We start from the raw sequence: 22,260 nt of genomic DNA, 5'->3' as shown, positions 1-22,260 counted from the left end.
TTATCATAAATTACTTTAGGCTTGTTTTAGCCATTTTTTCAGCATCGGCCATATCGAGTGTAATATAAGCAGTTTCATCTAAAAAGGCATCAGGTAACTTACTGTCATCGCTCTTTTCTATGTCATCTAAAGACTTTACCGCAGCCAAACCATCATGGACTCTACGAGCATTTGCCCGGTCTAGAGCGCGCTTATCATCGTCTTCACGAGAGGCCATACGTTCGCTTTCAACAAGCGATATCGTTTTGTCTTTATGATGTTTTTTAAACTCATTAATATCTTGATAAATATAACTGAACTCAACATCTTTACTGATCCGTTCTTTATGCTTCGCATCAAGATTTTGGATCAACATCGGGGTAATATTTCCTAGCGTGCTGTACTGAGCTACTGGAACTTTATCCCATGGTAAGGCATTTTTCTCTTCTGACTCGCCGTATTCACCAGGCGCTAATGCAGTCGGAAAACTCACATCAGGAGTGACGCCTTTTAACTGAGTACTGCCCCCATTAATACGGTAAAATTTAGCTATGGTATATTGCACGTGACCAATCGGTTTTTCATACATGTCATAAATTCGACCTAAACTCTTATGTTGCTGAACGGTTCCTTTACCAAAAGTCGATTCACCCACAATAAGTGCACGGTCATAATCTTGTAAAGCCGCTGCAAAAATCTCTGATGCTGATGCACTATAACGATCAACCATCACAGTTAATGGGCCATTGTATGCACTGACACCATCGTTATCACTATTTTGATTAATACCACCATTGGCATCCCGGATTTGAACCACTGGACCCTTATCAATAAACAAGCCTGTCAGTAATGTTGCTTCCGTTAACGCGCCGCCGCCATTACCACGAAGGTCAATAATAATGCCTTCAACATTGTCTTTTTCAAGTTGAGTAATTTCTTTGGCTACATCTTGAGATAAATTCATATAAAAACCAGGGATCTGGATCACCCCAATTTTACGATCCGCATATTGACCTTCTTTAGGCTCAACCACTTTTGAGGTCGCAGCGCGATCTTCTAAGCGAATTTTATCTCGGGTAATGACCAGTTCAAAAGGCTTAGCATTCGCACCACCTTTTTTCGGTAAAATTTGTAAAACAACTTCACTGCCCTTTGGCCCTTTAATCAGGTCAACAACATCATCTAAACGCCAACCGATAACGTCAACTACATCGCCATCTTTTTGGCCAACACCGACAATTCGATCTTCAGGTGATAACTTTTCACTGTTTGCGGCCGGGCCTCCGGCTACTAAACTTTTGATAACGGTATAGTCATCATCCATTTGTAACACAGCACCAATGCCTTCGAGGCTTAAGTTCATTTCCATTTGGAAACGTTCTGCATTGCGGGGAGATAAATAACTTGTATGAGGTTCAACGCTGCGAGCAAACGCGTTCATCACGGTTTGAAATACGTCTTCACTTTGGGTTTGGCTTAAACGCTTAATGGCATTGTTATAACGCTTCTCGAGCACTTCAACAATGTCAGGCCATTTTTTTCCGGTTAACTTTAGGTTTAACGCATCGTATTTAACCCGCTGACGCCAAAGGTCATTAACTTCGGCTTCATCTTTTGGCCAAGCAGCATCTTTGCGATCAAATTCATACGAATCGCCTGCTTTGGTAAAATCAAATTCTTTATCAAGCAAAGACAAGGCGTAAGAAAAACGTTCATAACGACGCTTTTGCACCACATCGTACATCTTAAATGCTGCGCTAATATTGCCTGACTCGAGCATATTATCAAACAGATTTTGATATTGACTAAAGCTAGCAATGTCTGCCGCAGTCAGCACATTACGGCGATAATCAAGCTGCTCAAGAAAGCGAGAATAGATTTGTTCAGAAAATGCATTATCGAGATTAAAACGGTGATAATGCGAGCGAGTAAACAAAGTTGTTACTCGCTTGCTAGCCACTTTATGCTGTGGCTCTTGTGCTAGTTTAGGTAACTCGCTGATTTGAATCGTTGGTGAAATTGCCCATGCCGAAAAGCCGACAAATAAACAGGCAATTGACGCGGCCAAGGTAAGTTTTCGCATCAACAAGTACTCCTTAAATTTTCTATAATAGTATGTGTTCTGCACGTACTTTGATGGATAAGCCAGTATCTAACTGAACAAGCACATCTTCTTTATTAATATCAGTCACAACACCGGGTACTGGTGTGGCTCCTAATTTAACATTCACACGTTGCTTTTGTTTCAAATCTTCAAGCTTTGCAGGCACAAGTTTAATGACTGGCGCAACTACTGCAGCTGGACGTTCTTTCTTAACCACTGGAGCACGTTTAGGCGCAACTTTCTTAGCAGGCTTTTTAGGCGCTAACGCTTGACGCTTGGCTTTGGCTTTCTCTTGGCTTTCTTTCAGTGTAAGAATAGCATGGTCGATGTGTTCTTGTTCTAACTCAGCACATTCATTACCTTCAAGATCGATACGTTTGGCACCCGCTTTAACGCCTTTCAAGTAGCGCCAGCTGCTTGTGTAACGACGAAGCGCTACACGTAATTGTGTTTTACTGACTTTAGAATCATCAGCTAACCGTTCAGCCAAGTCTTGAAACAAACCAATTTTTAATGGTTTAGTTTCGCCTTCAGCAATAAAGCATAAAGGAAAGGTTTCATATAAATACGCTAAAATTGCGTTGGTGTCGGTCAACTTGTCTGTTGATTCCATTTTTACTTCCACGTTAATAAAGGGACTGATTATGCGGCATTAGATTTGCCATGCAGTCGTTCATCTTTCGTTAAACCTTACTGTTAAGGCTCAACGTACAAAATATCACTATCCGCTCGTTTGCTAAAGTCATAGAAACAAACCTTAACAATTTAACCAAACTTACTGTCAGCTTAATCATCGATCATCAGTAAATCCAGCACAAATGCGTACAGCGGCATATTATAAAGCCCGCGACAGCGAATGCGACCATGATTTAATCAAAATTGTTCGCTATTTAACCAAATAGGCAAGTTTCGAAGCTTTTTACCATATATTCTAAACCAATTTGATCATCTTGATCGAATCGATTCAATAATGGGCTGTCGATATCTAACACTGCCACAACCTCATGGCCGTGTCTAACAGGGATCACTATTTCTGAGTTACTGGCAGAATCACATGCTATATGGCCGTCAAATTGATGCACGTCTGCCACTCGTTGGGTTTTATTTTCCGCTGCAGCAGTGCCACATACACCTTTACCCATAATGATACGGGTACAAGCCACTTTACCTTGAAAAGGCCCTAGTACTAATTGCTCACCACGCTTGATATAAAAACCAGCCCAGTTGAGGTCTGCTAAGTTGTCGTTTAGCAACGCTGAAAAATTTGCCATTGCCGCAATTAAATCATCTTCGCCTTCAAGTAAAGCTTGTGCTTGACGATTTAATGTTTGGTAAAATTCGGTTTTCATTTCCATTCCTTAAGCTGACATTCACTCGAAAACAGAGTGATTAACGCCGCTATTCTAGTGGTGTATTTTTAGCCGCAGTCTTTTTGGTTTTGGCTGTAGGAGCGTTTTTAACCTGTACGATGCCTTTTAGCAAGTTAGAAAGCTCATCTTTATTGTTTGCTAGATAAAATGCCAGTTGTTCGCATTTATTTTCATCAAGTCCGAGGTCCGCCTTAATAAGAAACGGCACCAGGTTATCGGAAATATCAAGCATCTTATCGTAGGCATCAGCCTCTTTCTTCGATATAAATGTCATCTTCTCCACCCCTTCTCTGACCACGACAAATTGGGTTATCACTGCCATGATGTAATCCTCACTGTTTTTATATACAGTGCATAGAATCTCACATAGTTAACTTATGATGCAAGTGTTCTGATTATTCTGATATTATCAAACACAGAAAATTGAGATTGTTGAACAACAGACTCATTTATCTGCCAATATAAGGCAAAGCAGAGAGGCTTAACTCTTCGCTACCCAATAATGTGTTTCACAATGGATTAGACTAATTCTTCATGCATGAATTTGATGATCATGATTCTATAACGTTATGCCAATCATGTGATTTGGCGGTGAGAAAACGAGCCTTGCCCTCTAGTGCTAGAGCGCTTTGTCCTCGTTGTCATACTGCTCTTTATGATTCTCCTTATTGTTCTATTAATGGCATGCTGGCGTTATGCATTGCAGCATTAGTTATCTTTATTCCGGCCAATTTATTACCTGTATTAGAAATTCACTTTCTTGGCAGTGTCCGCACGACAACAGTCATGCATGCCGCGGTGACAGTTTGGTCTGAAGGTTATTGGGTTGTCGGCTTAGCCGTCATGGTTGCGGCTGTTATCGCCCCTGGATTATTAATATTGTCGATTCTGACTCAGGTTGTCGTTGTAAAGCTAAAATTACACAGTTCATTTTGGCAAAGAGCGTACACCACATTGTTAAAAAACCATGGCTTAATATCGCAAATGACCATGTTAGAAATTTATGTGATTAGCTTTTTAGTGTCGGCATTCCAATTATCTGATTTTTCAGATGTGTATTTCGGTATGGGTACCTTCTGTTTTACGATGTTGTTTATCATCATTTTATTTTTACAACGTGAATATAACCTAGAACATATGTGGGGTTATGTTGATGACTAATCTTCCTATTGCACCCCCAGATAAACCGACCTTGCTCCCTACCGAATCGGTTGATGAGTTTAAAGACGCGCCGACCGCGAATACTCCCACGCATTTGCAGGGGAAAAAAATGGGCTTATGTTTATGTCCCGTTTGTCGCAAGGTTAATCTGACGACGAGTAGTCATTGTCGACGCTGTTTTAGCCAGTTAAGTAGTCGAAATTATGCCAGCATTCAGCAAAGTTGGGCTTTACTGGTTACCGCAACAATTTTACTTGTTGTCGCCAATATCTACCCAATAACCCTCCTGACAAATCGGGGAGAGGTTACCCATGACACTATTTTTAGTGGTATTAGCCATCTGGTCAAAACGGGCATGTTCCCGATTGCTATTATTGTGTTTACTGCCAGTATATTAGTGCCTTGGCTAAAAATTATTGGTTTGGCCACCTATTTAACGGCTATCAGCTTTAACCTTCCAGTATCAAAAAGAAAATTGATGGTGGGTTTTCATATCATTGAATGGATTGGCCGTTGGTCAATGCTTGATTTATTCGTGATTTCATTAACAGTTGCCCTAGTCAATATGGGGCAACTATTAGACGCAAAACCTGCACCTGCCGCTACCGCGTTTGCGTTAGTAATCTTACTGACTCAACTCGCGGCAAGAGTGTTAGATACTCGTTTACTCTGGGACCGCTTGGAACACACTAATGACACAAATTGAATCGCCTAAAGTTGTGAAGAAAAAATTATTCTCGCCAATATGGTTATTGCCTGTTGTCGCCTTAATATTAGGTGCTTGGTTAGGAGTAAAAAGCATTAATGAGTCCGGCATTGACGTTTTGATCCACTTCCCCAGTGCCGCCGGGATCGATATTGGTAAAACCTTGGTAAAATACCAAGGTTTGTCGGTAGGTAAAGTCACCGACATTGGTATTGATGATGATCTCAGAGGGGTTAACGTCAAAGTGGTAATGGATTATCGCGCCGATCCATTTTTAAACAAAAATACTCTTTTTTGGTTAGTCAAACCCAAAGCGAGTATTACTGGAGTCGAAGGATTAGACACCTTATTTTCAGGCAATTATATTGCCATTCAGCCAGGAGATGGGCGCTCTGCAACCGAATTCGAAGCTGAGCGAGAAGCGCCAGCAATCCTCCCCGGCATTGAAGGGCTCATGATCGAGCTAAAATCACCTCGACTGGGATCTATTGATGTTGGCTCGCCAGTATTTTTCCGTCAAGCGCCTGTCGGCAGTGTGGTCAGCTACCGTCTACACGGCAACAAGCAAATTATTATCAGCGCATTTGTTCAAGAGCAATATGCTCATTTAGTCAATAAAGATTCCCACTTTTGGAATGTCTCGGGGTTAAAGATTGATGCCTCATTAGCTGGCATCAAAGTCAGTACCGAAAGTATTGCGTCAATTTTAGCAGGCGGAATTAGTTTTGATAGTGGCACTGATACCGAAAAAGCGGTAAATGGCGATGAATATACCCTGTATGAAGATCAACAAACGGCTCTCGGTGGAATTGATTTTAGCCTAACTGCGGCAAATGGTGAGGATGTCAGCGAAGGGACAGCTATCATCTACCGTGGTATTGCTATTGGTCAAATTGAGAAAAAATCCTTAACGCCAACCGGGGTTCAATTCATTGCTCGAGTTAACTACCAGTACAAAGCGTTAATTGCCAAAGATAGTCAGTTTTGGTTAAGTGGTCCCGAAATATCATTAAAAGGTGTCAAACACGTCAGTCGACTCGTTACAGGAAGTGTGATTAATGTTTTGCCTGGTAGCCAGGCATCAACTGAGGCGATGCAATTTGAACTGGCTTCAGGTGCACCAGACTTACTCAGTGAAGACAAAATTGAGCTAACTGTCGTTGCCAATACCCATACTGGTGTCAGTAATGGTGCACAAGTGCGTTATAAACAATTACCTATTGGCCAAATTCTCAGTACTAACATAAGCCAAGATTTTTCAACTGTTGAGTATCATATTGAAATTCTACCTGAATTTAAAAATTTACTCACGAAGGGAAGTTTCTTTGTGCCTGAAAGTGCATTATCCATAAATGCTTCATTAGAAGGCATAAGTGTTAAGACTCGAGATGTAACCACTATGCTTGAAGGGGCTATTAGCTTAATTCCAGGTAATAACAGCGCCCTACTTGCGGTCAATAGTAAATTGAAACTGCATGAATCAATTGAGTCAGCCAAGGCATTATATGCTCAGCAGCAAATGACCCATTTAACCTTGACCAGTATTGATGGGGCAGATTTAGCTGAAGGATCACCTATTTATTATAAAAAAATGCAAATCGGCTCGGTAAGTAAAATTAACTGGTTAGCAAACACAGATAAATTTAACATCGATATTAATATCGACAATAAATTTGCTCCACTAATAAAACCCAATACAGTGTTTTGGCGCAACGATGCTGTCGCCATCAATGCCAGTCTCGCGGGCGTTGATATTAATGTCGCCCCACTTAAAGGCGCTATTAACGGCAGTATTACTCTTGGCCACATAGATGACATAGCTGATATTCAACACAGTGAGCCGAATCTGCGCTTGTATGACAAAAAATCATATGCGCTTATGCAGGCTAAGGTCATTAATCTCACCTTACCCGTCAGTGCAAACATCACTGCCAATGCCGCCATTCGTTTCCAAGGTCATCAAATTGGTGAGGTGACACACGTTAAGCTAAACCAAGATTTAAACACGCTTAGTGCAACAGCGTATTTGTTTGGCCAATATGCACATCACTTCAGCACCAATGACAGTGAATACTTCATTATTGATGCACAGATTTCTTTAGCTGGGATTAATGCACTAGATGCATTATTAACGGGGCCGTATATTGGGGTTATCCCTGGCAAGAGTCTGGAATTAGTTGATACGTTTGTCGCCTTAGCGCACGCTAGTTTTGCAGCCAATGTGCCCAAAGATGCTGTAGTATTCCAATTAGTTGATGATCAACTGGGTTCCATTAAAGTGGGGACGCCATTATTTTTTCGCGGCATTAACGTCGGCCAAATTGATGGTTATCAGCTAGATGATTCAGGTATTGAAATAACGCTGTTTGCCCATGTCAATGCTGAATATGCTCATTTAATTAACCAAAGCAGCCAGTTTTGGGATGCTTCAGGGATTAAGTTAGATGTCGGATTATTTTCAGGCGCGAAGTTAGAAACGGGATCATTAGAGACCATACTTGCCGGCGGAATAGCATTTGCTACACGTGATGCAACCTCAGACAGTAATAGTATCGATGCCACAAGCCGTTTCCCATTACATGCAAATTCGCAAGATGAATGGACACAATGGCGACCTACACAAGCTAAATAAATTCACTCGGGATAATAAACGCTTATCAAACAGCCTTTTCTCCGTTGAGGTTAAATAACGATTCAAACACAAAAAGGCCGATAAATTTATCGGCCTTTTTTATCACTGTCCCGTACTAAAATACATTTACACTTTTTATTATTAACCATAAAACCAATAACACACGCCTATGGCTGCAGTAATACCGGCAATATCAGCAGTTAAACCACATGCCAACGCATGACGGCCATTACGGATCCCGACAGAACCAAAGTAAACGGCCAACACATAAAAAGTCGTTTCGGTACTGCCTTGCAAGATTGCGGCTAATCGGCCAGCAAATGAGTCAACACCATGGTGACTCATGGTTTCTAGCATCATAGCCCGCGCGCCTGAACCACTAAAGGGTTTCATCAATGCCGTTGGCATCGCATCAATAAAGCGCGTATCGGCTCCCAATGCGCTAACGACGCTAGCTAAGAGCTGCAAAGCATAATCTAATGCGCCAGAAGCCCTCAGAAAACCAATCGCTAATAACATCGCCAACAAATAAGGAATAAGCTGGATTGCTTGACTGAACCCCTGCTTTGCACCGTCGACAAACTCTTCATACACAGCAATTTTGCGATAACCGGCGACTAAAATAAAACTTAGAATGAGCAATAGCAATATGCCGTTGCCCAAAATCATAGACACTTGGCCTATTGCATCGGCCGATAATGTCACTAAATAAGCCATACCTGCCATGAACACACTCATAATGATGGCAGCATAAGCCAAAATAACACTATTGAATAACGAGATACGTTGCACCAAAGCCACAACCAGCAGCCCCACAACGGTCGAGACACTTGTGGCCAACAAGATAGGCAAAAAGATATCAGCAGGATTAGCAGCACCTTGTTGCGCGCGATAGAGAAACACTGTCACTGGGACTAACGTTACCGAGGAGGTATTTAACACTAAAAATAAAATTTGGGCATTGGTTGCAACCGCTTTGACCGGGTTAAGCGTTTGCAGATCATGCATTGCTTTTAAGCCTAAGGGGGTTGCGGCATTATCTAACCCCAGCATATTCGCAGTCAGATTCATGCTAATACTCCCATACGCCACATGGCCACGAGGAACCTCAGGCATCAACTTGGAGAGTAAAGGCTCGAATATACGGGCAAACAAACCCACTACACCGGCCTTTTCACCCACCTGCATAAGGCCCATCCATAACGCTAGCACACCAATCAAGCCAATTGAGATGTCTGCCGCTAATTTGGCACTGGCAAACAAAGCAGTAACCGACTCGCTTAATACATTGACGTTGCCATTTACCAATTGGATCACGATAGACAACGCGGCAATGATAAAAAATACTAACCACACTCTATTTAACACATATATCTCCATAACCCAGTCGGTTTTAATAACCTCAATATACAGTAATCATTGCCGATCAGGGCGTACAATTCCGTGATATGATCGACCCAATCACTGCAAAAATAATTTATCGTTTATTATTATGGCCCAATTAAATACAAACTTTATCAAGCACATTGAGAAAGAGTTACCCGCCCACTTATCTTTAGAAGAGTTTATCGCTTATTGTGATAAACCGCTTCGTCAATCCATTCGGGTTAATACACTAAAAATAAGTACCGTCGCGTTTATCAACATCATGACGCAAGCAGGCTGGCAACTCTCACCGATACCTTGGTGTGAGGACGGATTTTGGATTGAAGGCAAAGATGACATTCAGCTAGGCAATGCCATCGAACATATTCAAGGGCTGTTTTACATCCAGGAAGCCAGCTCTATGCTGCCGCCAACTGCACTCTTTTCAAATGATACCGCACCTGAAATTGTCTTAGACCTTGCTTCAGCTCCTGGCTCTAAAACCACTCAAATAGCAGCCTTAATGAATAACCGTGGCTTATTAGTTGCTAATGAATACTCCGCCAGTCGAGTGAAAGTATTGCATGCCAACGTGCTACGAATGGGCGCAAGCCATACTGCCCTGACCCATTTTGATGGCAGAGTATTTGGTGAGTATTTATTTGAATCGTTTGATACTATTTTATTGGATGCTCCTTGCGGCGGCGAAGGAACGGTTCGTAAAGATCCATTGGCATTAAAACATTGGGATATTGATGATGTTACTGCGATTGGCGAAACCCAAAAAGATCTTATCGAATCTGCATTTTTGGCATTAAAACCTGGTGGGACCTTAGTCTATTCTACTTGCACCCTAAGCCAGTTAGAAAACCAACATATCTGTCTACACTTAAAACAAATATATCCTGATGCGGTTGAATTTATCTCATTGACAGATTTATTTGATGGCGCAGACCAAGCGTGCACTAAAGAAGGTTTTCTACATGTTTGGCCACAAATTTACGACAGTGAAGGTTTTTTTGTCGCCAAAATCCGCAAAATAGCCTCAGTCGAGCGAGTAGAAAAACAGCCAAAATTACAAAAAAACTTTCCATTTACTCCCGTAAACGAAAAGCAAAAAACGGAGTTAATACAATATTTTCAAAACAACTTCTGTCTCGAGTTACCTAGTGATGACGTGATCATGGTACGTGATGATGAATATTGGTTATTTCCAGCCCAATTTATACCGTTTATTGGCAAAATGCGCTTTCAACGTATTGGCATTAAGCTCGCTGATGCAATGAAAAAAGGCTACAAAGCAAAACATGAAGCCGTTATTGCTTTATCAGCAGCAGCACATAACCCAACAAAAACTATGGAATTGAGTGCCGCGCAAGCACAAGATTATTTAATGGGTCGTGATATTGCCATAACTACTTTTGATGAATCGGTACAGCAACATTTAGCCATAATGCCACGAGGTGAAATGTTAGTGAGTTATCACAAGGTCGTACTTGGGGTCGTAAAACACTTAGGCCATAGGCTGAAAAACAATTTACCGCGTGAATTAGTCCGCGACAAGGTTAACGTAAGTCTATGACACACTAATTAACCTCATATATGGTCTCCTCCCGTATTGCAAGGTATAACTCATCGATAACAGGGACAGGATTGCTGTCATATATACGGTCTTTTAATGAAGCTATTGGCTTCTGACCTCGATGTATTACGCGCATATCGTCCTTATCAGCTCGTCGGGCTTTTCGCTCTTTGAGGTTATCAGGTTTTCAATATGCAGGTTTTACCTGTTATGTCATCGTTTTGCTCTACCCACGCAATTCTTTGAAGAGCGGTTTACTTATTCTGCTGAATAATCTTCTCCTGAGACGGTAATAGCCCAAGCCATTCTCGCCATTTTGTTGGCATAAGCAACGCAGGCTCGGTTATGCCCCCGAGTTTGAACAAGCCGGTTTATCCATTGACTTAATTTATCCTTTTTCGTTCCAGCTCTTGATACCACAGCCTTTGCTCCTTGGATTAACAGACACCGTAAGTAACTATTCCCTCGCTTACTTATGCCTAGCAACGTCTCTTTACCCCCACTACTGTGCTGGCGGGGAACGATACCTAAGGAAGCAGAAACATCCCTGCCTCGTCGATAGTGACTGCCATTACCCACTTCATTAAAATAAGCACTCGATACCATAGGGCCAAATCCTGGTATGGTTTGAACTCGCTGACAAATATCATTGCGCTTTACTGCTTCAACAATCAATTGGCTATAGGCTTCGATACACGTATCTAATGCAGTTAATTGGCTTTGTAGCTGCCTAAGTATGGCTTTAAACGCCCCTGATAATGGCGAGGCCTCATCATCTAGCATGAGAGGGATACTTTTACGTATATTGTTTACACCTTGGGTTAACGCAATACCGTATTCAGCGATTAATCCTCTTATTTGGTTGCATAATGCCGTTCTTTGCCTAACCGCCAACTCGCGTGCTTTATGCTGTGCTTGATTATCTTGTTGCTCTATCGACTTTATTCCCACACTTTTAATATGTGGCTGGTTAGCCGCGACAGCAATGGCTAAGGCGTCGTTATAGTCATTTTTGTTGCCAATTAAAAAGGCTTTTACATGTTGAGGTGGAATAAGTTTTACCTGGTGCCCACACTGTTGTATTTCTCTTGCCCAATAATGAGACGTTGCACAGGCTTCTAAAGCAACTAAACAGGATGGGTGTGTTTGAAAGAAAGCTAATACTTGCGCTCTTGTTAACATTTTCTTGTTAATTAACCGACCCTGCTTATTACAGCAAACAACATGAAAAAATCTTTTTGCAATATCAAGCCCTATTGTTGTAATCTTCATTTTGGTCTCCTCCCATTTTGATTGTGTGTAACAACTTCAATCATGGCACATCGATGCCGTATTGGGAGGAGACCATCACATCAGCTAGGGTTAATAAAGCATTTACAATCAAAATCTTGCGATAAAAAACAGACCAAAACCAACATTGTTGATTAATTTTTATGCAAAACTCAATAAGTCTGACTATAGTTAATTAATGATTTATTCAGTCTTTGGCATCTTAAGCACTCTTATGATGCCTCAGCAGTAGCGCAAGGCTCTTAATCGAGCCCTTTCCCTAGGCCCAAAACAACTGGATAGTTTTGGGCCATTTTTTTATCTATTTTTTAATCAATAGATCACATCAATAAACAAAAATACATCAGTATCGTTATGTGTTTTTATACCCATATGATGAATGACGCGATGTCATTGGGGCGCTTAAGCTATTAAGTTCAAACAAGTTGTTGAAATAATGATCTTCCCTTAACAAAGATCAAGCGACTAAGATATGACATACTTGAATGGCTCATTAAAGGCAAGTTTCAACCCTATCTAACGGCTTAGGTCGTGTTGAAGTACGACTGCATGGTCTATTTTGTTGCAAACAAAATAGACCATTGTCTCCTGCCATGGAGGTCAGATGCTGGAGGTAGAGCAACGCAAGCGCCATTGCCGACCTCGGAGCGGATGCAACAAAAACGATGCCTATAATGAGGTTATTGCTCACAAAGCGCAGAATACTCATCGAGTAACCAGTGAATGAGTTAATGAGTGAACGACTCGAATTAGCGTCCGATTAACTTAGCGGCATCTTTAAATAAGTTAAAAAAGTTATCTGTGGTGTACTGAGCTAATTCATCAAACTTTTCACCGCGTAATTGTGCAACAAACTCTGCCACATCACGAACATAAGCCGGTTGATTCTCTCGGCCACGATGTGGCACTGGCGCTAAATAAGGTGAATCGGTTTCTACCAGTAATCTGTCTTTAGGCACTTGGCGAATAACACTGCGAAGCTCACCAGCATTTTTAAAGGTCACAATACCTGAAACAGAAATATAAAAGCCCAAATCAATCGCCGCTTTAGCCATTTCCCAGTTTTCAGTGAAGCAATGTAGCACGCCACCTACTTTGTCGGCGTGGCCTGCTTTTAGCATATTAATGGTATCTTCACGGGCATCACGTGTATGGACAATTAACGGCTTACCCACCTCTACGGCTAGGGCAATTTGTTGTTCGAAACACTGTTGCTGCAACGTTTTTGTGTCATTTGCATAGAAATAATCCAAACCAGTCTCACCAATGGCAACCACTCTAGGATCTTCTGCAAAACGTTTAATGTCTTCAATATTCAAGCCTTCTTGCACATCTAGAGGATGTACGCCAGAAGATAAAAATACATTATCAAAGGCAGACATTTTGTCTCGCATGGCTTCAAAGCCTTGCTGACGGACGTTGACGCACAATAGATAGTCAACGCCTTGGGCTTTGGCATTGTCCATAATGGATTGTAAACTGGCTGAGTCGGGGGCCGCTTTTAAGCGATCAAGGTGACAATGGGAATCAATTAGCATGGGAATTCTTTCGCAAATAAAACTAATACGCAAGAATACCTAGCTACATAGTGCAGGTCAAATCACCAGAGGCAAGTTCGCTCGATAATAATTTTTCAATATGATGTTTATGACTTTCAACATCTGTTTTAATTTTAACCCCAATACCCGCAGGTCGTCCGCCTGATGCGCCTAATGGATTAATCCATACCACAGAGCCTTTAAATTCGTTTATTTGGGTTGCATTAGGTAATCGATACGCAATAGTAAGCTCTTGGCCTAAGAAATGACTTTCTGTAGTCGCAATGAATAAACCTGCAGGCTTAATAAAAGGCATGTAAGCACGATAAAGTTTGTGTAATGTATCGTAGTTAACAACAAGATCGACCATAAATAATTATTTTATTTCCATAAATAGGATAAAAGTCAGTGTAACAAAACGTCTTTAATTGGTTAGCTGCCTAAATGCGAGTACATATTGCTGACACAGGGCTTGAGTGTTGACACTCGGCATAGTCTCAAGCTTGTGACACATATTCATCACTCTTCCGGCTAGCTCAATCAGTTTGGCTTGAACAAGCGGATTTAACGACTGAGAACCCGCAGGATCATTTTTTACGCTACTACTTTTTAACACATATTGGCGTAAGTACAAATACAAAACATTAAGTGCATCAACAATCTGTTGCTCAGACACCTTCAATAGACTATTGCTTAGATGACCCGTTTTCAAACTTTGAGCCCAATCTTGGCGAAATGTCAGCAGTTGTTGATAATGCTGACTGGTTAAACTGTTTGCCAGCGCCAGAGGTCCACCAACGACACTAAGACACCATGTAACATCATGGGTTTTTCCCTCAGCATTGGCAGCGGGTAACAACTGCTGTGCAGCTAGCCACTGGTGGATCTCATGCTTAGTGGGTTCAACAAAATTGAGCGTTTGGCAACGACTCGTAATGGTCGCTAATAGCTGGGCTGATGTATTCGTTTGGAGAATGAGCACAACATCATCGCCGGGTTCTTCAAGGGTTTTCAGTAGTGCATTGGCTGCTGCTAAATTTAATCGCTCGGCATTGACAATTATCGCGACGCGCGCACCACCTTGCTGGGCCGTTTGGGTTAACGCTTGGCATAACTGACGAATTTGATCGACTTTAATTTGAGTGCCATCAGGCTCTATAACATATAAATCAGGATGGTTACCTGCAGCCAGTAGCAAACAACTTTTACATTGGCCACAAGCGCCAACGGGCGTGAGTTGTTGGCAAAGTACTGTTTGCGCACAAGCCTTAGCGAGCTTATCGCCCCCTAAAGCTTTATCTATTTTGAACAAATGAGCATGACTGCTTCTACCACGGTAATGCTGATCAACAAAACGTTGATGCGACTCGGCTAACCAAGGTAATTGGTCAATGTGATAATCACTCATGTCGCCACATTATCCTTATCGATATTAATCACTGTTCAGCCATAAGCGCCGGCAAATAGTGCTGTAATTGTAAACGAATATCATCATGAACCCGCTCCATTGATTGACTGGCATCAATCACTACTATGCTGTCATCGTCATGGGCTAGTTGTAAATAAGTTCGCCTTGCTCGCTCAAAAAAATCAATAGCTTGTTGTTCAATTCTATCAAGCTTGCCACGACTCGCTGCACGGCTTAATCCAAGTGTAGGGTCAATGTCTAAATATAGAGTGAGATCAGGTTTAAAACCACGTAAACACGCATCACTCACCGCTTTTACTAAGGGCATCAAACCTCGTCCACCACCTTGATAAGCTAATGAAGAGAGATTGTGTCGGTCACCGAGCACCCATTCGCCTGCAGACAAAGCCGGTTTGATCACATTGGCAATTAGCTGCGTTCTGGCAGCATAAATGAGCAAACATTCCGCTTCGTCACACAGTGGATCGGTTTCATCGACAATTTTGACTAAATCGCGCATTTTTTCTGCCAGTGGAGTGCCACCCGGCTCACGAGTGCACACAGGGGCCTGACCAATATGCTGGCTAATAATATCGTTGACTAAGGCTATTGCGCTAGATTTACCTGCCCCTTCTAATCCTTCAATGACAATAAACTTGCCTTGGTATTGACTCATTTTCTGTTTCTCTGAAATTCGTTTACGGCGTTATTATGCGCTCTCAGCGTTGATGAAAACACATGACTGCCATCATTGCGTGACACAAAATACAAGTAATTTACTTTAGCTGGACTTGCTGCTGCAAATAATGATGCCCGACTAGGGGCCGCAATAGGCGTTGGCGGCAACCCATCAATTTTATAAGTGTTAAATGCGGTAGTTTCACGTAAATCTTTACGAGTGATATTGCCTTTATAACGTTCACCCATACCATAAATCACCGTGGGATCAGTTTGTAGGCGCATGCCTTTTTTAAGTCGATTATTAAATACTGCAGACACCCAATCGCGCTCTTCAGGGTTGCCAGTTTCTTTTTCAATAATAGAAGCAATAATCAGCAATTCATACGGCGATGATAAGGCTAAATCAGGATCACGCCCTTCCCATGCTTGCGCTAAGCTTTCCTGCATCATGGTGTAACTGCGATTTAAAATTGTCTGTAAACTATCATCAGCATGATAATGGAATGTTTCGGGATAAAATTTACCCTCGGGCAAACCAGAAGTATCACCATGGTTCAATAAGACTTGATTAAAGGCATCGGTCTCTTGTGCTAAATGCTCAGTGGTGGCCAGTGTTTGTTGCCACTCAGCAATGGTTTTACCTTCGATTAGCGTTAGGCTGAAAACCACTTGTTGGCCTAAATATAAGCGTCTTAATAACGCTTCCAACGTATCGCCGGGGATCATTTGGTATAATCCCGTCTTAATATTGGCGAGTTTAGGTTCAAGTTTAACCAGGTATTTGACTTTCCAGCTATCAATAATCAATGATTGTTGCTCAAGCTGTTGCGCAAGCTTAATCACAGTGGTACCCGGTTCTACCGTCAATGTTTGAATTTCGGTTAACTGTAATGGCTGCTTTTGATAAGTAATTAAGCCGGATATGAGCCAATATCCACCGAGGCAAAACACGACAAAGAAAGGGATAACACTCGCTAATATAAAAATTTTTAACGTTTTAATCATGATGATAAATTCACACTCAGAACGTGCCTGAATCGCGATGTCTGCGTCCAAGGGCTAAATTGAAAATCGTCAATGGCAGATACATCAATAACGCCAAATAAACTGTTCGTTATCAATACATTGTCAGCGGCTTGAATATCACTAAGCTTAAGTTGCGTTGCCATGACTGCTATTCCATGGCAAAGCAAAGTATCAATCAGTATTTCTCGCATCACTCCGCTTACGCCTGCATGGGTTATTGCTGGGGTAAATATCTGATCATTTTTGACGATAAAAATATTGGCAACAGATGACTCTATCACATTACAATCACAGTCAAACACTAACCAATCTTGGTGTGTGCTAGGTAGAGGTTGAGACTTTATGAGCACCTGTTCCAATCGGTTAAGGTGTTTCATTCCCGCTAAAAGTGGTTGCCTGCCAAGATGAATGGGTGATGATGCTAGCGTAATACCGCTTTGCTGCCAATGATGGTAATGATCAGGAATGGCATGAACTGACACGACTTCAGTCACATTGGCTCTCAAAGGTGCTTGATAGCCACGTCCACCCACTCCGCGCGTCAATATTAACTTGATGCAATGTTGAGGATATTGCTGAGCGAGTTGGGTCAGCTGTTGGATGAGTAAGTCGCTGACACACCACTCAATACCTAAACGCTCACAGCTTTGTTGCAAACGAGACAAGTGCTCGTCAAGAAATAAAATTCCTGCAGGCATATCAGCCGACGCGGTACGCATAGACGCAAACACACCATCGCCATAAGCTACACCACGATCAAATGGATTGATCGTGCCGTCTTCAACGTGATTAACCCAAACCAGCGCCATTATGTATCCTGGCTGATCCGGCTGGCTACGGCTTCTTGCTGATCTTTATATTTGGCACTCTTACGTGTGTTATAAGGGCGAGCAACCGCTGAACTTAAGCGTTCAAAATTGAGCGCTCCTATCGTCATCCCAGGACGAAGCGCCAACGGTAATTTACCACTGTTAAAGAATTCTAAGACTATTTTGCCTTGCCAACCGGGATCAATACGATGCGCAGTCGCATGCACCATCAAGCCTAAGCGCGCAAGTGAAGAGCGACCATCTAACCAACCCACAATATCTGCTGGTAATGTTACACTTTCATAGGTTACCGCTAAGGCTAATTGACCAGGATGAAGGAAAAAGGCCTCATTCTCGGCAATTTCAATTTTGTCGCTCATAACCCGATCAAGTGCTATTTGCATTTCTGCACTTGGGCCACTTAAATCAATATAAGGTGCGGTATGGTCTTTAAATACCCGAAATTGGCTGCCTAAACGCACATCCACACTCACCCCCGAAATCGCTTCCACACCAGGACGCGGATCGATGCTAATGGTGCCATTATCTAAACATTGCTCAATTTCAATATCGGTTAAACGCATACTGCACTCTCTCCTAGATAAGGCTATTTAGCCAATAAATGCTGAATTCTAGCTTTTAAAATATCAGTTGCGATACGATTTTTACCACCCCGTGGAACGATAATATCGGCATATTGCTTTGACGGCTCAATGAATTGCAAAAACATTGGCCGCACAGTGCGTTTGTACTGTGAAATAACCGTTTCCATTGTTCTACCACGTTCAGCAACATCACGGGTTAACCGACGTAAAAAACAAATGTCCAATGGCGTATCCATAAACACACTGGCATCGATTAACTCACGTAATTTAGGAGCGGTTAATAATAGAATGCCTTCTACGATAATCACTCTTTTAGGCTGCATGGTGAGCGTCTCGCTGGTACGAGTATGCTCAGTATAGCTATAACAAGGAATACTTACTGCTTCACCCTGTTTTAGCTGAGTTAAGTGAGTCGCTAACAACTGATGATCTAACGCTTTGGGGTGATCGTAATTGGTTTTGACACGATCTTCCATCGTCAAATGACTTTGGTCATGATAATAGGCATCTTCGTTGATCACACCAATCTGATTGGTTCCTAAATCACGGCACAATTCTTCAAAAATTGTTTTAGCAATTAAACTTTTACCTGAAGCCGACGCACCGGCAATCGCAATAATGACACACTGCTGAGAATTCATCTCTTACCTTATTCGTCTTCTGATATGCTAATGTTTACGACTGATTGTACTTGTTGAAGCGCTAATTCAGCTCCAAGCTTACGAGCAATTTCGCGATATATCCCAGACACTTCACTTTCTGGTTCGCTCATCACACTCGGTGTACCATTATCCATGGCTTCACGAATATTGATGTGTAATGGCAGTGAGCCCAATAGTGGCACGTTATAACGCTCAGCTATTTGACTGCCACCATGAGTGCCAAAGGGGTGTTCTTTATGACCACATTCAGGGCAAAGATGAAAACTCATGTTTTCAACAATTCCCAATACAGGAATATTAACTTTATTAAACATGGTAATGCCTTTTTTGGCATCCGCTAAAGCAATATCTTGTGGCGTCGTCACAATGACAGCACCGCTCACTGGCACTTTTTGCGATAGCGTTAATTGAATGTCACCGGTTCCAGGCGGCATATCGATGATTAAATAATCCAGTTCAGGCCATTGTGTTTCATTTAACAGTTGCGCTAGCGCCCCTGCCGCCATTGGACCACGCCATACTGCAGCTTCATCACCACTAAGCATAAAACCGATTGATTGAGCAGAAATGCCATGCACCAACGCCGGGGTCATATGTATGCCATCTGGCGATTCTGGACGAAAATTAGGGATACCCAACATCAGTGGGATAGACGGGCCATAAATATCGGCATCTAAAATGCCCACTTCGGCGCCTTCAGCTTTTAAGGCTAATGCGAGATTAACTGCGGTGGTTGATTTACCCACACCGCCTTTACCAGAAGCTACCGCAATCACTTGCTTTACATTAGGAAGCGGAGGAATAGCAGGGAGTGCTGAATATACCCGCGGCTGAAAATCGATTTCACATTCCACTTCATCAATCGCATCAAGTACAGCTAATTTATTAGTCACAGCCATCACGATGTCGCGGTATTGTGTCATACACGGGTAAGGATAAACTAAGCCCAATTGTAGGCGTTTTCCTTCTATAGACAATGCTGTCACACACCCTGCACTGACTAAGCCTTTGTGTAAATAAGGATCTTCAAATGCTTCTAAAATATCCAACACTGGTGACAATAATTCATCACTTAATTGATAATTTGTATGCGTATTGACCAAAACGGCGACTCCGAACGAGAAATTTGTACAAGTGTATCAGAACTTGGTAAAAAAATAGCGACTAATAAGCTTTTTTACGTCATGTTTTGCTGAAAAAAGTCTGCTAATCAGTTAGTATCAGGCAATATTATTGGTGTAATTTGATATCGAGACAAAATGACAAAATCGCAGCGTAAAATACTGGTCACAAGTGCCCTCCCTTATGCCAATGGCCCAATCCATCTAGGCCACATGCTTGAATATATCCAAACGGATATTTGGTCACGTTTTCAAAAATTACGTGGTCATGAATGCTATTACATTTGTGCCGACGATGCTCATGGCACACCTATTATGCTGAAATCACAGCAAATGGGGATTACACCAGAAGAAATGATTGCTCAAGTTCAAAAAGAGCATCAACAAGATTTCGCCGATTTCAACATTCAATTTGATAATTTCCACACGACTCACAGTGACGAAAATCGTGCCCTAGCCAGTGAGATTTATCTAAAATTACGCGACAGCGGTTACATCAAAACCAAAACTATTTCACAATTATTTGACCCTGAAAAGTTAATGTTCTTACCAGACCGTTTTGTCAAAGGCACCTGCCCTAAATGTAAGTCTGAAGATCAATACGGTGATAACTGTGAAAACTGCGGTGCGACATATAACACCACTGATTTGATCAATCCAAAATCAGCCGTGTCGGGTGCAACGCCCATTATGAAAGACAGCGAACATTTCTTTTTTGACCTGCCTGCATTTGAAGGCATGCTAAAAGAATGGATCCATTCGGGTTCATTGCAACAAGAAATGGCGAATAAACTTAACGAATGGTTTGAGCAAGGCCTAAAGCAATGGGATATTTCACGTGATGCGCCCTACTTTGGTTTTGAAATCCCAGACGCACCCGGTAAATTTTTCTATGTCTGGTTAGACGCTCCCATTGGTTACATGAGTTCGTTTAAAAACTTATGTAACAAGCGTGATGATGTAAATTTTGACGATTTTTGGAGCCTAGACTCAAGCGCCGAGGTGTATCACTTTATCGGTAAAGACATTGTTTATTTCCACAGTTTATTCTGGCCTGCAATGTTAGAAGGTGCTGGGTTCCGTAAACCCACCAGTGTTTATGCTCACGGTTACGTCACGGTCAACGGTTCAAAAATGTCTAAATCAAAAGGCACGTTTATTAAAGCGCGTACCTATTTAGACAATTTAGATCCTGAATACCTGCGTTATTACTACGCCGCTAAATTAACTAGCCGTATTGATGATTTGGATTTGAATTTAGAAGACTTTGCCCAGCGAGTTAACTCAGATTTAGTCGGCAAATTGGTTAACCTAGCCTCACGCACGGCCGGTTTTATCGGTAAACGTTTTGAAGGCAAATTAGCCAAGGTTGCAGACAGCAGCTTAAGCGACATATTTTTAGCCAAAAGCGAAACCATTGCTCAATGCTATGAAAACCGTGAATTTGGTAAAGCGATGCGCGAAATCATGGCCTTGGCCGATATGGCTAATGCCTACGTTGCTGATGCGGCGCCTTGGCAATTAGTCAAGCTAGAAGATAAACAAGAAGAAGCCCATCAGGTATGCAGCAATGCATTAAACCTGTTCAGAATTTTGGTTACCTACCTTAAGCCTGTATTGCCTAAACTGGCCGGAAATGTTGAAGACTTTTTACAGTTAACCTTAACATGGGATAATTTAGGCCAAGATCTAGCGGGTCATGAAATCGCGCCATTTAAACCTTTAATGCAGCGTATTGAACCTAAGAGCATTGAAGCTATCATCGATGAGTCTAAAGAAAACTTGCAAGCAACCAATACCGACGCGCCTAAAACAGACGCGCCTAAGCAAGCGGTTAATCAATTAGAACTCGATCCTATTAGCCCAGAAATTAGCTTTGATGATTTCGCTAAAATCGATTTACGTATTGCGCGGATCAGCAAAGCGGAACATATCGAGAAAGCCAATAAGTTACTCCGACTTGAATTAGACTTAGGCGGTGAAACTAAGCAAGTATTTGCCGGTATTAAGTCGGCTTATGCACCTGAAGACTTAGTCGGTAAACTGACCGTGATGGTGGCGAACCTTGCGCCGCGCACGATGAAGTTTGGTGATTCTGAAGCCATGGTGTTAGCTGCAGGTCCTGGTGGTAAAGATTTGTTTATTCTAGAACCCCATGAAGGCGCACAGCCGGGGATGCGAGTGAAGTAACACTCAACTAGCCAAACAAAAAAAGACCGCT

20 protein-coding genes are annotated in these 22,260 nt (G+C 42.0%); 5 read left to right on the top strand and 15 right to left on the bottom strand.

Annotated features, from left to right (window positions below; all coding sequences use genetic code 11):
• Positions 1-10 precede the first annotated feature (10 nt).
• The 4 genes from prc to EGC80_RS14830 form a co-directional block, all read right to left on the bottom strand.
• Positions 11-2,062, bottom strand: coding sequence for a carboxy terminal-processing peptidase (gene prc / locus EGC80_RS14845; RefSeq protein ID WP_101031025.1), 2,052 nt, complete (start codon positions 2,060-2,062; stop codon positions 11-13).
• A gap of 22 nt (positions 2,063-2,084) precedes the next feature.
• Positions 2,085-2,696, bottom strand: coding sequence for an RNA chaperone ProQ (gene proQ, locus EGC80_RS14840; protein ID WP_101031021.1), 612 nt, complete (start codon positions 2,694-2,696; stop codon positions 2,085-2,087).
• Between the two features lie 277 nt (positions 2,697-2,973).
• Positions 2,974-3,432, bottom strand: a complete 459-nt coding sequence (locus tag EGC80_RS14835; protein ID WP_101031020.1) for a GAF domain-containing protein — start codon at positions 3,430-3,432, stop codon at positions 2,974-2,976.
• Between the two features lie 49 nt (positions 3,433-3,481).
• Positions 3,482-3,775: a YebG family protein gene (locus EGC80_RS14830; protein ID WP_101031017.1), complete on the bottom strand. Its 294-nt coding sequence runs from the start codon at positions 3,773-3,775 to the stop codon at positions 3,482-3,484.
• Positions 3,776-3,987: 212 nt separating this feature from the next.
• On the opposite strand from EGC80_RS14830, the gene EGC80_RS14825 reads away from it, so the two are divergent.
• The 3 genes from EGC80_RS14825 (at position 3,988) to EGC80_RS14815 (ending at position 7,952) form a co-directional block, all read left to right on the top strand.
• Positions 3,988-4,614 carry a paraquat-inducible protein A gene (locus EGC80_RS14825; protein ID WP_101031014.1) on the top strand — a complete coding sequence of 209 codons (627 nt, stop codon included), beginning with the start codon at positions 3,988-3,990 and terminating at the stop codon, positions 4,612-4,614.
• A 109-nt stretch (positions 4,615-4,723) separates the two neighbouring features.
• Positions 4,724-5,320 (top strand): paraquat-inducible protein A, encoded by a 597-nt coding sequence (locus EGC80_RS14820; RefSeq protein WP_101034658.1) that lies wholly within the window; start codon positions 4,724-4,726, stop codon positions 5,318-5,320.
• Positions 5,307-7,952 (top strand): MlaD family protein, encoded by a 2,646-nt coding sequence (locus tag EGC80_RS14815; RefSeq protein ID WP_124013020.1) that lies wholly within the window; start codon positions 5,307-5,309, stop codon positions 7,950-7,952. Before EGC80_RS14820 ends, EGC80_RS14815 begins: the two co-directional genes overlap by 14 nt.
• Before the next feature lie 141 nt (positions 7,953-8,093).
• Here the strand turns inward: EGC80_RS14815 and EGC80_RS14810 are convergent, their stop codons facing one another.
• On the bottom strand, positions 8,094-9,320 hold the full coding sequence (locus EGC80_RS14810; protein ID WP_101031009.1) for a nucleoside recognition domain-containing protein: 1,227 nt from the start codon (positions 9,318-9,320) through the stop codon (positions 8,094-8,096).
• Positions 9,321-9,444: 124 nt separating this feature from the next.
• Between EGC80_RS14810 and rsmF the strand changes: the two genes are divergently transcribed.
• Complete coding sequence (gene rsmF, locus EGC80_RS14805) at positions 9,445-10,899, top strand: 16S rRNA (cytosine(1407)-C(5))-methyltransferase RsmF (RefSeq protein WP_124013019.1); 1,455 nt, start codon at positions 9,445-9,447, stop codon at positions 10,897-10,899.
• A 258-nt stretch (positions 10,900-11,157) separates the two neighbouring features.
• Here the strand turns inward: rsmF and EGC80_RS14800 are convergent, their stop codons facing one another.
• The 10 genes from EGC80_RS14800 to apbC all read right to left on the bottom strand — a co-directional run bounded on the left by EGC80_RS14800 (position 11,158) and on the right by apbC (position 20,021).
• Positions 11,158-12,171, bottom strand: coding sequence for an IS110 family RNA-guided transposase (locus EGC80_RS14800; RefSeq protein WP_124693490.1), 1,014 nt, complete (start codon positions 12,169-12,171; stop codon positions 11,158-11,160).
• Between the two features lie 767 nt (positions 12,172-12,938).
• Positions 12,939-13,727 (bottom strand): TatD family hydrolase, encoded by a 789-nt coding sequence (locus tag EGC80_RS14795; protein ID WP_101031005.1) that lies wholly within the window; start codon positions 13,725-13,727, stop codon positions 12,939-12,941.
• A gap of 43 nt (positions 13,728-13,770) precedes the next feature.
• Entirely contained in the window at positions 13,771-14,097 is a 327-nt protein-coding gene (locus tag EGC80_RS14790; RefSeq protein ID WP_101031003.1) for a PilZ domain-containing protein, read from the bottom strand.
• A gap of 54 nt (positions 14,098-14,151) precedes the next feature.
• Positions 14,152-15,135: a DNA polymerase III subunit delta' gene (gene holB / locus EGC80_RS14785; protein WP_124013920.1), complete on the bottom strand. Its 984-nt coding sequence runs from the start codon at positions 15,133-15,135 to the stop codon at positions 14,152-14,154.
• A gap of 28 nt (positions 15,136-15,163) precedes the next feature.
• The gene (gene tmk / locus EGC80_RS14780; RefSeq protein WP_124013919.1) at positions 15,164-15,811 is read right to left on the bottom strand and encodes a dTMP kinase; all 648 of its coding nucleotides are present in this window, start codon (positions 15,809-15,811) and stop codon (positions 15,164-15,166) included.
• The gene (gene mltG / locus EGC80_RS14775) at positions 15,808-16,821 is read right to left on the bottom strand and encodes an endolytic transglycosylase MltG (protein ID WP_124013918.1); all 1,014 of its coding nucleotides are present in this window, start codon (positions 16,819-16,821) and stop codon (positions 15,808-15,810) included. Before mltG ends, tmk begins: the two co-directional genes overlap by 4 nt.
• Positions 16,818-17,645 (bottom strand): aminodeoxychorismate lyase, encoded by an 828-nt coding sequence (pabC, locus tag EGC80_RS14770; protein WP_372491480.1) that lies wholly within the window; start codon positions 17,643-17,645, stop codon positions 16,818-16,820. Before pabC ends, mltG begins: the two co-directional genes overlap by 4 nt.
• Positions 17,646-17,650: 5 nt before the next feature.
• Positions 17,651-18,235, bottom strand: coding sequence for a dCTP deaminase (dcd, locus tag EGC80_RS14765; protein ID WP_124013916.1), 585 nt, complete (start codon positions 18,233-18,235; stop codon positions 17,651-17,653).
• A 23-nt stretch (positions 18,236-18,258) separates the two neighbouring features.
• Entirely contained in the window at positions 18,259-18,897 is a 639-nt protein-coding gene (gene udk, locus EGC80_RS14760; protein ID WP_101030991.1) for a uridine kinase, read from the bottom strand.
• Positions 18,898-18,905: 8 nt separating this feature from the next.
• The gene (gene apbC, locus EGC80_RS14755; RefSeq protein WP_124013915.1) at positions 18,906-20,021 is read right to left on the bottom strand and encodes an iron-sulfur cluster carrier protein ApbC; all 1,116 of its coding nucleotides are present in this window, start codon (positions 20,019-20,021) and stop codon (positions 18,906-18,908) included.
• 156 nt (positions 20,022-20,177) lie between these two features.
• On the opposite strand from apbC, the gene metG reads away from it, so the two are divergent.
• Positions 20,178-22,229: a methionine--tRNA ligase gene (gene metG / locus EGC80_RS14750; protein WP_124013914.1), complete on the top strand. Its 2,052-nt coding sequence runs from the start codon at positions 20,178-20,180 to the stop codon at positions 22,227-22,229.
• Positions 22,230-22,260: the final 31 nt, after the last annotated feature.

The organism is Shewanella psychromarinicola (assembly GCF_003855155.1).
GTDB lineage: Bacteria > Pseudomonadota > Gammaproteobacteria > Enterobacterales > Shewanellaceae > Shewanella > Shewanella psychromarinicola.
This window is presented reverse-complemented; position numbering and strand designations above follow the sequence as displayed.